Origin of the sequence: Bordetella genomosp. 4 (genome assembly GCF_002261185.1) — a bacterium.
Classification (GTDB): Bacteria; Pseudomonadota; Gammaproteobacteria; order Burkholderiales; family Burkholderiaceae_B; genus Bordetella_A.
In genome coordinates this window covers 584362-597228 of sequence record NZ_NEVQ01000022.1, presented here as the reverse complement: position 1 = coordinate 597228, position 12867 = coordinate 584362, and the positions used below count along the sequence as shown (strand labels likewise).

Sequence of the window (12867 nt, the reverse complement as noted above, 5' to 3'; positions counted from 1 at the left end):
CCTGTCGCGACCTCAGACGTGTGGCCCTCTCTATCTCTAAATCAATCGAGAGGGCAAAAAGCGGAACTCACACGGTTAAAAAGTCAGGGGCAGCTTTGTGCCCGGATAATGAAACGCTCAACGGGATTGAGCTGGGCTTGGCGTCGCGTCGCGGCTACTGATTGAAATCCACCACGGCAGCGGTTTACGCACCTGTAGCGATGCGACGTCAGCCAGCATGGCCAGCGCACCATCCACGTCACGCAACGGAAATGTCCCGAATACGCGGCGCTGTGCGACGGCTGGATCCAGTGCGATATGTCCTGTGTAATAACGATTGAGTTCGTGCACCACGGCCGCCAGCGACAAATCCCAGGCAACTAAATCCCCACGGCTCCATGCCTCTCGCGCCGGGTCGGCCTCAGTGGCATCGGCAATGCGATCCGGACTGAACCGCGCCTGTTTCCCCGCCGCAATAACGGTTGTCGTGTCGCTCGCCGCGGTGCGGATTTCGACCGCGCCTTCGTAGACCGCCAGAAAGGTTTGTTCAGGTTCGCGCCGGACCGTGAAGCGTGTGCCCAGCGCGCGCAATTGTCCCTGCGGCGTTCCGACAATAAATGGGCGGGCGTCTCCGTGGGCCGTCGATACCAGGACCTCCCCGGCGATCAACGTGAGCTTGCGCAGATTGGCCGACATATCGGCGTTGAGCGCGCTGCCGGCATTGAGCCAGATGCGTGAGCCGTCGGCCAGCTTGATTTCGCGGATGTCGCCGATGCCGCTGCGGTAGTCTGCAGTCCAGGCTGCGAGGACCCCGACGATCGGAGTACGTGTCCAGCCCGTCCAGCCGATCAGGCCCAGCCCCGCCACGGCGCCAAGTCCCGCCAATACGCGTCGGCGGGATCGCTCGCGGGTGTGCACATCGTGGACCTTGGAGGCCAATAGCGTGGGGTCGGGCGTGTCCTGCAGAGGAGCCAGCACGCGTTGGCTGACAGCTTCCACATAGGTCCATGCGTGCCGATGCTGCGCGTTGGCGGCCAGCCAGGTTTGCCAACGGGCACGGTCAGTGGCATCGGCTTCGCCGGAAATCAGCAGGGCATACCAGTGTGCAGCTTGCTCCATCGCCTCGTGCGAAGGCCCGTCCTCTTCGTGGCGACTGTCTGGTTGCACGGAGTCGATGGAGGATGTTGCAGGCATGGGGTTATGGCAGGTCGGTGAACACGCGCATCATGCGGCGCGTGAGGTCCGCAGTTCAGCCGTTGTCTGGGCCGCATGGGCCTGCATACAGCGCAGCATGGCTTGCGCGACATACTTGCGCACCATGCGCGAGGACACGCCGAGTTCGCTGCCCACCTCCGATGCCGTCATACCGCATACGGTCGACATCAGAAAAGCCTGGGCTGCCTTGGCGGACAGGTCGTGCAACAGCGTTGCGATCTCATGCAGTGCCTCCAGCACGATTGCCTGCCGTTCGGCCGAGGGCGCGGCATCCTGCGGCTGCGCAGCCAGCGTATCGAGCCACGCCTGTTCGATCTCCCGTCGGCGCCACAGATTGATGCACATGCCTTGCGCCATGGATCGCAAATAGGCGCGGGCCTCCAATGGGCTATGAAATCCCCGCGGTGCGGGCTTCATGATCAATCGCAAAAAGGCTTCGTGTGCCATGTCGGCCGCGTCGGCGGCGTTGCCCAGGCGCCGTTGCAGCCACGTCCTGAGCCAGGAGTGGTGCTCGGCGTACAGCGTATCCACTGATGGTGGCGAAGCGTAGGGAAGGGGCGCGGCACTCACGGGCGGATTCCGGGGATAAATTGCCAGGTGGAGGAATAGCAGAACTGATGATATTAATAGAAATCGTTCTTATCTTGAATTCGGGCTGACCCGTGATAACGACAGCGGCAGTAGATCGATTCATGTCATGGCCTGATTGTGGTCGAACTGCCCATTGACCCGGGCTGCAGGGGTTGCAATGTGCTAGGGGATTTCCCGTATCAAGGGTCCATAATGGTGCGATGCCGCATGATCCATGCGCTCTTTAATGGGGTTTTTATAAAACGATATAAGCTGTTGTCATAAAAGAATAAAAACCCTCCAGTGGTGGACTGCGGCGTGATGCATGCCGGTCAATATTCTAAAAAGGAATAAAACCATAGGCGTTTAATTCCCTTTTGGCGTGTCCATGTTTTTTGCATGATCCAGGCTTCTGGAGACCCAACCCCATGCAAAACGCTTCGCCATTTACCCTCAATGCCGCCGCTCCCGTGCTTAGCGCCGAGTTGGCAAATGCCTTGCAGTCCATCGTGACCCCGCACCTGAGCGACAACATGCACCGCCAGAGCGGTGTTGTCGGCTTGAACCGCTATAACCGCAGCGGCAAGCTGGTCGGCAGCGCGCTGACGGTCAAAACCCGCCCCGGCGACAACCTGTTCATCTACAAAGCCATGACCTTGATTCAGCCGGGTCATGTACTGGTGGTGGATGCTGGCGGCGATCTGACCAACGCCTGCGTGGGCGAAATCATGAAGCGTTACCTGCAGCAGCGCGGCTGCGTTGGCCTGATCGTCGATGGCGCGATTCGTGACGTGGCGGCATTCGAGAATGATTCATTCCCGTGCTACGCCCGTGGCCACGTGCACCGTGGCCCCTACAAAGACGGCCCTGGCGAAGTCAACGTGCCGGTCACCATCGGCGGACAGGTCATCCAGCCTGGGGACGTGATTGTCGCCGACGAAGACGGCATCGTGTCGTTCCCGGTCGCCCAGGCTGACGCCTTGGTAGAAAAAGCCCGCGCTCACGCTGCAAAAGAAGAGCGCATCATGGCCGAGATCGACAGCGGTGCCGAGCGCCAAAGCTGGTTGCACGCCGTATTGGAATCCAAGAACCTTCTGTAAATCGCATCATGACTGCCAGCAACACGAATCAAGCCGCTTCTTTCCTCGCGCAACGCATGAGCGCGATCAAGCCGTCGCCCAGCATGGCGGCTAAACGCAAGGTCGATCAACTGCGCGCCGAAGGCCGGGAAATCGTCGACTTCACCATCGGCGAGCCGGATCTGAAAACGCCTGCGCATATCGCACAGGCTGGTATCGCTGCGATCAAAAGCGGCGAAGTGAAATACACGTCGTCCGCCGGTATCCGCGAACTGCTGGTGGCTATCCAGCAAAAATTTCAGCGCGAAAACAAACTGTCCTTCGAGCTGGATCAATTGGTCGTCGGCACCGGCGCCAAGCAACTGATTTTCTCGGCGTTGCAGGCAACATTGAATGCAGGCGACGAGGTCATCATCCCCACGCCATACTGGGTGTCATATCCGGACATGGTGTTGTTGAACGACGGCAAGCCGGTCATCTTGCCGACGACCGAGGCACAGGACTTCAAGGTCACACCCGAGGCCCTCGAGGCTGCGATCACGCCGCGCACTAAATGGCTGTTGCTCAATGCCCCGAACAACCCTTCAGGCGCGATCTACACCGAAGCCGAGCTGAAGGCCTTGCTCGCCGTGATCGAACGCCATCCGCAAGTCCTGCTGATGGTCGACGAAATCTACGAACACTTCTGCTACGACGGCAACTACATTTCGCCGCTGGCCGTGAATCCCGGCCTGGCGTCTCGCGTCATGTTGGTCAATGGCGTTTCCAAGGCCTACGCTATGACCGGCTGGCGCATCGGCTATGCGGCTGGCCCTGCCTGGCTGGCAAAAGCGATCTCGACATTGATTTCGCAATCCACCTCGTGCGCGAGCCAGATCTGCCAAGTGGCTGCCGCCACGGCACTGACCGCAGACCAACAATGCGTGGCCGATACCGTGGCCATCTACAAAGAGCGTCGCGATACGATCGTCAGCCTGCTCAATGGCATCGACTCGATGAGTTGCCCCAACCCGGCCGGCGCATTCTATGTATTTCCCAACATCCAGGGTTTCATTGGTAAGAAAACGCCCGATGGCAAAACCATCACCAACGACCTGGAGTTTGTGCATTACCTGCTGGACGCCGCCGGCGTTGCCGTTCTGGACGGCACCGCTTATGGCAATCCCGGCTATCTGCGTATGAGTTTCGCCACCGATCTGGAGACCATCAAGCTCGGCTGCGAAAAACTGGCGCAAGCTTGCCGCCAACTTCAATAACACTCAAGGAAGGAAATCATGGTCTTCAAAAATATTCTGAAGTGCCTGCCCCTGGTGGCTTGCCTGGGCATGGCAAACGTCGCGCATGCTGACGCACTGTCCGATATCAAAGCGCGCGGTACCCTGGTGTGCGGCACGCTCGGCACCTCCGAACCCTTTAGTTTCCAGGACCCCAAGACCCGTCAGGTCGTGGGCTACGAAATCGATCTGTGCAACAAAATTGCCGCCGATCTGGGCGTCAAGCTCGAGGTCAAAATGATCTCCGTGGCGGCCCGGATTCCCGAGTTGGCCGGCGGCCGCGTTGACCTCGTGGCAGCCAATCTGGGTTGGACTCCCGAGCGCGCGCAGCAGATCGACTACAGCTACCAGCACTACGTCAGCCCGCAGAAAATCCTGATTCGTCGCGACGACGCCGGTACGTTCAAAACCAACGCCGACTTTGCGGGCAAGCGTGTGAGCGCCGTTGCAGGCTCCTCCTCGGAATCGGGTGCGAAACGCCTGATCCCGGATGTCACCACCGTGACGTTCAAAGACCCTCCTACCGCGTTTGTCGCCCTGCAACAGCGCAAGGTGTCCGGCTTTGTCGGTTCGGAACTCATGCTGTTGAAGTTCAAGCAAGACGCCGAAAGCTCGCCCGTCAAACTCGACATCATCGAAGAGCCGTTGTTCGTCGAGCCGTGGGGTATCGGGATGCGCAAAGGCGAAGACGGCCTGCGCAATGAAGTGAACAAGGTCCTCACCCAGCTGGAGACTTCCGGCGAGCTGCAAACCATCTTCGACCGTTGGTTTGGCCCGGACACCAAGTTCCCGACCAAGCGCGTGTTCAAAGTCGAAGAAATCAAAGGTTGATCCCGGCAGGGCGGGTAGCTTATGAACTACACATTGGATTTCGGTGCGTTACTCAGTAACGGCTACCCGACATTGATTTTGGGTGGATTGCTCACCACCCTGAAGATGACCTTGTTCGCCTGGGTGTTGGCGTTCGCGCTGGGCAGCGTGCTTGCCGTAGTGCGCATGCTCAACATCCGGGTCTTGAATTATCTGGTCATTCTGTATGTGGCCTTTCATCGCAATGTGCCGATGTTGGTCCACATCTTGTTGTGGTATTTCGGTGTGGCAGCCCTCATGCCGGTCGCGGCGGACGATGTGATCAATATCGTGGGCGGCGAGTTCTTTTATGCCACGATAGCGGTGGGACTCGTGACTGCAGCTTACGTGAGCGAGGACCTGCGCAGCGCTATTCGTGCTATCCCGCGCGGCCAGATGGAGGCCTCGCGCAGTCTGGGACTGAGCTATCTACGCACCATGCGCAAGGTCATCCTGCCGCAGGCGTTCAAGATCTCTATCCCGCCGCTGACGAACCAGATGTTGCTGTTGTTCAAGAACACCAGCCTGGCGATGGCCATCGGCTTGATCGAGCTGACGGGCGCGGGCCGGGAAATCGAATCCGCGACGTTCAAGACATTCGAAATCTACACTGTCGTGACGGTGTTGTATCTGGTGATCTCGCTCTTGCTGATGCTGGCGGGCGCCTATCTCTCTAAACGGGTCGCATACGTGACCAAGACCCGGTAAGGCCGCCATGCTCGAGATACTTTCCGATAACTGGTTATTGCTGCTGGTGGGCCAATGGCCCAACGGTCCGATGGGCGGACTCGTCGCAACCATTGGTCTGGCGTTGGTCAGCCTGGCATTGGCGTTTCCGCTAGGCGTGTTACTGGCCCTGGGCCGGATCAGCTCGCACAAAATATTTTATTGGCCCGCTACGGCGGTGGTGTATCTGGTGCGCGGCTTGCCGCTCATCATGTTCATTTTCTGGGCCTATTTTTTCCTGCCGCTGGCCATCGGCACCTCGGTCAGCGGTGTCGTGACCATGGCTGCCGCATTGATTTTGTACGAGGGCGCGTACCTGTCCGAGATCATCCGCAGCGGCATCCAGGCCCTGCCAGCAGGCCAGATGGAAGCCGGCCGCTCGCTCGGGTTGAGCCACATGCAGACCATGCGCAAGATCATCTTGCCGCAGGCCCTGTACAACACCATCCCCAGCATGCTGAGTCAGTTCATCTCGACGGTGAAAGAAACCTCGCTGGGTTTCGTCATCAGCGTGCACGAGCTGACCTTTGCTGCCTCGCAGGTCAACAATATTCTGCTGACCAAGCCGTTTGAAGTCTTTGCGCTGTTGGCGCTGACCTATTTCGTGCTGAACCTGATCCTTACCGGCGCCGTCAAACTCGTTGAGATCCGCATGAGCGGAACCCGGCCCGTCGCAGCCTAGGCTTACCTATGATTGAATTCAAGAACGTCAGTAAATGGTATGGCGAGTATCTCGCCCTGGACAACATCAATGCCCAAGTGCAAAAAGGCGAGGTCCTGGTGGTGTGCGGCCCCTCGGGGTCGGGCAAGTCCACTTTGATCCGCACCGTCAATCGCCTGGAGCCCATCCAGAAGGGCAATATCGTTGTCGATGGCATCGACGTCTACAACTGCGGATCGATCGACGAGATGCGCAGTCATATTGGTTTCGTATTCCAGCAGTTCAACCTGTTCCCGCACATGAGCGTGCTGGAAAACCTGATGATGGCACCCGTGCTGCTCAAGCGCTCGAATAAAAGCCAGGCGCGCGAACATGCGGTGGCATTGTTGGAGCGCGTGGGCATGGGCCACAAGGCCGATGCTTATCCGGGCCAGCTATCGGGGGGACAGCAGCAACGCGTCGCGATTGCCCGTGCCCTGGCCATGAAGCCGCGCATCATGCTGTTCGACGAGCCCACCAGCGCCTTGGACCCGGAAATGGTCAATGAAGTCTTGCTGGTCATGAAATCCCTCGCTGCCGAAGGCATGACCATGGTGTGCGTGACGCATGAAATGAACTTCGCTCGCGAAGTCGCCGACTCGGTCTGGTTCATGGATGCAGGCCGCATCGTCGAACAGGCGCCGCCCAAGCAGTTTTTTGAGCAGCCGCAGACTGATCGTGCACGCAAGTTTCTATCCGATATCAAGCATTGAGCCTCAGGCACCGAGCCCCGAGCGGCAGAGCTTCGATATCAAACCGTTGTTGCCGCCGGCCTGGCGTTACGCGCTGAGCCCGCCATACGGCTGAGAAAAATCGCACACCTCGCGCGCAATGCGCGCGATTTCCTGATAGAACATGGTGTTCGACTGTTTGGCATACATGGCGCAGTACAGCGACGAAGGCATGGCCTTCGTCGTGCGGGCGACAACGAGTTTGCGGCTCGCAAACAGTTCAGCGAAATAGTCCTCTGGCATGCAGGCCACGCCAAACCCCGCCACCGCCATGCCCACCATCGCCTGCAGGCTGTTGATGGTGAACAAATTCGACTGCGGCGTATACGGGGCAAACCATTCGTCGTAAATCGCATTCAGCCCCGAGTCCGGGTCCTGGCGAATAATGTTCAACCGGGACAGATCCTCCGGCGTATAGATCTTGGTCGGGGAAATTACATCCGGACTGCCTGCCCATGAAAAATTCACCTGTGCAATCGGCTCTGCCTCCAGAAACGGATTGCGTAATTCCCGGTGCAGGATCGCCATGTCCAATTGCCCTTGCAGCAAGCTCTGCTGCAATTGCCACGCCAGGCCGATTTTCGGCAATACGACCAGTTCAGGAAACAGCGTTCGCAATTCCGTCATCAGCTTGGGCAGCCAGGTCATCGCCGTGATTTCCGTGATGCCCAGGCGCAGCGAGCCCGAGAAAGGCTTGAAGCCTTTCATCTTCAGCAGCATCTGATCACGCCGTCCCAGCAGATCCGCCGCCATATCCAGCAGCTCTTCGCCCATGCGCGTCAGCGTGGCCTTCTGGCCGCTGCGGTCAAAGATCTGAATACCGAAATTCGTTTCCAGTTCCTGAATCCGTTTGGTGATCGCCGATTGGGTGGTGTTGAGCCGTTCTGCCGCATTGGCAAAGCCACCCAATTGCACCACCCAATACAGGGCTTCGATCTGCTTGAAGGTCAGCATGGCAAAGCGTCAGTCAACCGACGCGCCCGATTTCTTGACGGCGTTACCCCATTTCGCGACCTCCTGGTCGACAAAGCGCTTGCCCTCATCGGGGGTGTAGACCAACGGCTGGCCACCTCGGTCGGCCAAGGCCTTTTGCATTTCCGGCGACTGCAGAATCGCGTTGATCTTTTGATTGAGGTACGTCACCACATCGGCAGGCGTCTGTGCGGGGGCAAACACCATGGCCCAACCCACTGCCTCAAATCCCGGCAACCCAGATTCTGCAACGGTGGGCACGTCGGGCAACTGCGGCACGCGTTTGCTCGTCGTGACAGCCAGCGCCACGGCGGCATGCGAACCGATGTGCGGCAACGCAGCCGTGACCGAGTCCACCATCAACGGCACATGATTGCCCAGGAAATCTGCTTGCGCGGGACCGCTGCCTTTATAGGGAATATGGCGGACCTCGACGCCGGCGTCGGCCTTGAACATCTCTGCCGAGAGGTGCTGCGTGCCGCCAATCCCTGCGCTGGCATACGCCAATTCGTTCGGTTTGGCCTTGGCTTTTTCTATCAATTGCGGCAACGAAGTGATGCCGCTTTTGGGGTTGGCCAAGAACACCAGGGGCACGGTAAAGATGCCGCCCACCGGCGTGAAATCCTTTTGCAGCGAGTAGCCCGGGTTGCTGTAGAGCGTTTGATTGACCGCGGCGGCGCTGCCGCCGACCACCAGGGTATAGCCATCGGGCTCGGCACGGTGCACAAACTGCATACCGATGTTGCTGCCGGCGCCGGCCTTGTTTTCGACCACGACTGGCTGGCCGACTTCTTTAGCCAATTGCTCGGCCACCATACGCGCAAAAATGTCAGTGGCCTGACCCGGAGGAAAGGGCACGACGAGATTGATGGGCCGTTCAGGATAGGCGGCGTGGGCCGCTCCGGCGGCCGAGAGGATGATGCCTGCCATCAACGCGGCAAAGCGGGGGAATCGCTGCGACATAAAAAACCTATTTCTTAGAAGATTTAGAGGATTGCTGGGATGTGTCCAACCGGCGCATATGTTCAGATAATAAAGCCACAAACGCAGAAGCCTCCGCACTCAGTGCGCGGCGCGGGTGTGTGACCCGGGCGATTTGGCGAATGAGCCGCGGTGAAACCACCTCATGGCATTTCAGGCGGCCTCGCTGTACCCGGTTGCTGATGGCCACGCGGGGCAGTAGCGTAACAAATCGCGTGCGCTCGACGAGTTTGATGATGGACACAATGGAGTCGAACTCAAAGACCGGCGTCAGATCGATGTCCTCTGCCTGGGCGAAGCTCTCCAGAATCAGCCGCAGCCCATGTTTGCGCGTTGGCAAGGCCAGGTCCAATGCAATGACATCACGCAACGGTACGCTGGCCGGCAGGTGCTGGTGATGGTCGGCCCCGGTCACCAATACCATGTCCTCGTCGACCACATGTTCCAGGTTCAGCGCCAACGGGCGGCGCGGTTTATTGATGAATGCGGCGTCCAGCTCGCCGCCGGCGACGCGGTCTGCCAGCGTAGCGCTATAGCCATCAGTCACGGTCAGTGTGACTTTGGGATGCTGCGTCGTGAACTCCTCTACGGCATCGGACAAAACACCTTGGGCCACAGAGGCGATGATGCCGATGTTGACGTGCCCATGCAGCTCGCCGTCCTTGCGCAGGACTTGTTCGCGGGCGTGCGTGAAATCACGCAATATCGGTAGAAAAAGCCGGTACATCTGACGCGCGGCCGATGTAGGCTGCATGCCTTGTTGGCTGCGCTCGAACAGCTGTTGTCCCAGCTCGTCCTCCAGTCGCGCAATCTGCATGCTCAACGCTGGTTGCACGATGTTGAGCCGGCGGGCAGCGCGCGTGACAGAGCCTTCTTCGAAGAGGCAGATGAAATATTGAATTTGCCGGAATTCCATAGGGTCCCCAAGACATGGTGTGCTCAAGCACTGCGCAAAACTCAGGTGCTTATTTCATCATAAATAATGATTATTGTGATCATTAAAAATTAATTGACCTGATATATGCCCATTTCTAGACTCTCCGCACAAATAAGGCAGGCGGGGCCCCACGGCGCTGCCGCGCACATTCTTTTAACGGAGGGGGGCACATGTTTCGAGAACTCAAACGTATCGCAGCCATCATGGTGGCCGCTGGGGTGATGATCTGCGGCACAACTGCGCAGGCGCAAGACTATCCGCAAAAACCAATCCATATCGTCGTGCCTTATCCGCCAGGCGGGTTCAATGACACACTGGGCCGCGTGGTAGCCAGCAAGCTGAGCGCGGCCTGGGGGCAGCCGGTAGTCGTAGACAATAAACCCGGAGCGGGAACCATCATTGGCACCTCCATCGTGGCCAAGGCCGCGCCGGATGGCTATACCTTGCTGGTGGCGCAGTTTCCCTTTGCCGCCAACCCGGCGTTGTATCGGTCCTTGCCCTATGACACGGCCAAGGAGTTCGCGCCAGTGATACTGGCAGGGCAATCTCCCATGCTGTTGGCCGTGCATGCCGACTCATCCTTGAAGAGCGTCGGCGCCGTGGTGGATGCCGCGCGTGCCGGCCCACGCCAGATCAATTATGGGTCCTCGGGCAGCGGATCTTCGAATCATTTGGCCATGGCATTGTTCGAGCGTATGGCATCGGTGGAAATGACCCAGATTCCCTACAAAGGCAGTACGCCAATGCTGACGGATCTGGCCGGCGGCCAGGTTGAGCTGGCCTTTGATGCGTTTCCGCATGTCCTGCCGTTTATTCAGTCGGGCAAGGTGCGTGCCATCGCCATTGCCGACGAGCATCGGTCACCGTTGATGCCAGATCTGCCCACCGTCGCCGAAGCCGGCGTTCCCGGGTATCACGTTTCCTCCTGGCATGGCTTTGTTGCGCCTGCGGGGACTCCCGAACCGATTCTGCAGAAACTCAATACCCAGATTAACGCCATCCTGGCGACAGAAGAGGTCAAGAAGATATTTCGGGAGCAGGGCGTCGTTCCCACAGGAGGCAGCTCGGCGGATTTTGCTGCTTTCATCACGGCGCAAATGGACAAGTGGCGTCAGGTCGTCGTGGACGCTGCGATTCCCCTGCAATGAGGGCGTGTCTTTTGTCCATGCCCCGATCGCACTGATCGGGGCTCGTGCTGCCGGAATCATCAATGGCAGTTTGTCCATCACTATATATGATGAACATAATAATTAAATATTAATTGACCTGATATTTACCGATATCTAGACTGCCCTCCTGACAAAACGAGGTTCGCAAACCCGTACTTGATGGAGGCAGCAATGGCGCAACCCGCACACGAATCACAGGCCCGTAGCCAGCAGCAGACCACGCAAGCGCTGAATCTGATCGCAGGCCGTTGGGCGACGGCAGCGGGCGGGCGTGTAGGGGTCAGGCACGATCCTGCTACCGGTGCTGTCGCCGGGTACTACGCCGACAGTGACGCCCAGGACGCGCAAATGGCCATTGCGGCGGCACACCAGGCTTTTTATGGCACCGCATGGGCGCAGAGCCCGCGCCGCCGTCAGATGGCTATGTTGCGTTGGGCCGATCAGTTGGAATCGCAATCGGAAGCGCTGGCACAGTTATTGACCCTGGAAAATGGCAAGGTCCTGGCGCAGTCGCGCGGTGAAATCGCAGCGGCGATTTCCGAGATCCGTTACTACGCTGGACTGACCCGCCACATCCCGGGTCATGTCTTTGAAGTCGAGCCGGGCGCGTTCGCGACGCTGTTAAAAGAGCCGGCTGGCGTTGCTGGTCTGATCATTCCGTGGAATGCACCTGCGGTATTGCTTATCCGCGCCTTGACTCCCGCCATGGCGGCGGGTTGCACGGTGGTCATCAAGTCTGCATGGCAAACGGCGCGCTTGAGCGCGGCCTTGATTGCGCCCTTGGTGGGCGACCCTGATGTCCCTGCAGGCGTGGTGAATCTGCTGACAGAAAGCGGGAACGAGGTGGCTCAAGCGCTGGTGTCCTCATCCGATGTGGATGTGATCAGCTTTACGGGGTCTAACGCGGTAGGACAGCGGATTATGGCTGCTGCCGCGCCAACGATGAAAAAGCTCTCGCTGGAGTTGGGCGGCAAATCATGCTGTGTGGTGTTCGATGATGTCGATGTGAAATGGGCTGCGCCGCGCTTGGCTGCGGCAGCCACCATCATCTCGGGCCAGCAGTGCACCGCTGCGCGGCGAGTGCTGGTGCATGCCTCGCGTTACGAGGAAATGAAGCTCGCGCTGCGTGATGCTTTGGCTGCACTGAAAGTCGGGCCGGGCGACGCGCCGGGTTCCCAGATCGGGCCGCTGATCGACCCCAACGCGTTGCAGCAAGTACAAACAGGTATCGATGCCGCTCAACAGATGGCCGACGAGGTGGTGCTGGCGGGACATCGACTGCAGGGGGAGCTCGCCTCGGGCTGCTTTATGTCGCCTTCGTTGGTTGCTCATCGGGATACCAACGCCTTTTTCGTGCAGGAAGAAATCTTCGGGCCCTTGCTGGTGCTGGAACGATTCGAGGACGAGGCCGAGGCTGTCGCGCGTGCCAATCACACCGACTATGGCTTGTCAGCCAGCGTGTGGACACACGACGGCGCACGTTCAATGCGTGTGGCTCGAGCACTGCGCAACGGCACCGTGTGGATCAATGATCACAACAAACTGTTTGCAGAGGCCGAGACCGGCGGCTATCGACGCAGTGGCATCGGCCGTCTGCACGGCTTTGATGCGTTGATCGACTTCATGGAAATCAAGCACATCTACCAAGAAGCGGGCGTCGTAGGGCAATAGCGCTACCGGCGCTT

13 protein-coding genes are annotated in these 12867 nt (G+C 58.9%); 8 read left to right on the top strand and 5 right to left on the bottom strand.

What is annotated here, in order from left to right:
* Nucleotides 1-117: 117 nt before the first annotated feature.
* A complete protein-coding gene (locus CAL20_RS24005; protein WP_218830733.1) occupies nucleotides 118-1173 on the bottom strand; it encodes a FecR family protein in 1056 nt (351 codons plus the stop codon).
* Between the two features lie 30 nt (nucleotides 1174-1203).
* Nucleotides 1204-1764, bottom strand: coding sequence for a sigma-70 family RNA polymerase sigma factor (locus tag CAL20_RS24000; RefSeq protein ID WP_094823607.1), 561 nt, complete (start codon nucleotides 1762-1764; stop codon nucleotides 1204-1206).
* A 428-nt stretch (nucleotides 1765-2192) separates the two neighbouring features.
* Between CAL20_RS24000 and CAL20_RS23995 the strand changes: the two genes are divergently transcribed.
* From CAL20_RS23995 to CAL20_RS23970, 6 genes are read left to right on the top strand one after another with little or no spacing between them, the layout of a single operon-like run.
* On the top strand, nucleotides 2193-2864 hold the full coding sequence (locus CAL20_RS23995) for an RraA family protein (RefSeq protein ID WP_094823606.1): 672 nt from the start codon (nucleotides 2193-2195) through the stop codon (nucleotides 2862-2864).
* 8 nt (nucleotides 2865-2872) lie between these two features.
* Nucleotides 2873-4099, top strand: a complete 1227-nt coding sequence (locus tag CAL20_RS23990; RefSeq protein WP_094823605.1) for an aminotransferase class I/II-fold pyridoxal phosphate-dependent enzyme — start codon at nucleotides 2873-2875, stop codon at nucleotides 4097-4099.
* Between the two features lie 18 nt (nucleotides 4100-4117).
* Entirely contained in the window at nucleotides 4118-4948 is an 831-nt protein-coding gene (locus tag CAL20_RS23985) for an ABC transporter substrate-binding protein (RefSeq protein WP_094823604.1), read from the top strand.
* A 21-nt stretch (nucleotides 4949-4969) separates the two neighbouring features.
* Nucleotides 4970-5674: an amino acid ABC transporter permease gene (locus CAL20_RS23980; protein WP_094839243.1), complete on the top strand. Its 705-nt coding sequence runs from the start codon at nucleotides 4970-4972 to the stop codon at nucleotides 5672-5674.
* A gap of 7 nt (nucleotides 5675-5681) precedes the next feature.
* Nucleotides 5682-6374, top strand: a complete 693-nt coding sequence (locus tag CAL20_RS23975) for an amino acid ABC transporter permease (protein WP_094823602.1) — start codon at nucleotides 5682-5684, stop codon at nucleotides 6372-6374.
* An 8-nt stretch (nucleotides 6375-6382) separates the two neighbouring features.
* Nucleotides 6383-7105 (top strand): amino acid ABC transporter ATP-binding protein, encoded by a 723-nt coding sequence (locus CAL20_RS23970; RefSeq protein WP_094823601.1) that lies wholly within the window; start codon nucleotides 6383-6385, stop codon nucleotides 7103-7105.
* 66 nt (nucleotides 7106-7171) lie between these two features.
* Here CAL20_RS23970 and CAL20_RS23965 read toward each other — a convergent pair whose 3' ends face one another.
* From CAL20_RS23965 to CAL20_RS23955, 3 genes are read right to left on the bottom strand one after another with little or no spacing between them, the layout of a single operon-like run.
* On the bottom strand, nucleotides 7172-8077 hold the full coding sequence (locus CAL20_RS23965; RefSeq protein WP_094823600.1) for a LysR family transcriptional regulator: 906 nt from the start codon (nucleotides 8075-8077) through the stop codon (nucleotides 7172-7174).
* A 9-nt stretch (nucleotides 8078-8086) separates the two neighbouring features.
* Entirely contained in the window at nucleotides 8087-9058 is a 972-nt protein-coding gene (locus CAL20_RS23960) for a Bug family tripartite tricarboxylate transporter substrate binding protein (protein WP_094839242.1), read from the bottom strand.
* 7 nt (nucleotides 9059-9065) lie between these two features.
* A complete protein-coding gene (locus CAL20_RS23955; RefSeq protein WP_094823598.1) occupies nucleotides 9066-9992 on the bottom strand; it encodes a LysR family transcriptional regulator in 927 nt (308 codons plus the stop codon).
* Between the two features lie 191 nt (nucleotides 9993-10183).
* Between CAL20_RS23955 and CAL20_RS23950 the strand changes: the two genes are divergently transcribed.
* Nucleotides 10184-11161: a tripartite tricarboxylate transporter substrate binding protein gene (locus CAL20_RS23950; protein ID WP_254924398.1), complete on the top strand. Its 978-nt coding sequence runs from the start codon at nucleotides 10184-10186 to the stop codon at nucleotides 11159-11161.
* A gap of 192 nt (nucleotides 11162-11353) precedes the next feature.
* Nucleotides 11354-12853, top strand: coding sequence for an aldehyde dehydrogenase family protein (locus CAL20_RS23945; protein ID WP_094839241.1), 1500 nt, complete (start codon nucleotides 11354-11356; stop codon nucleotides 12851-12853).
* Nucleotides 12854-12867 lie beyond the last annotated feature (14 nt).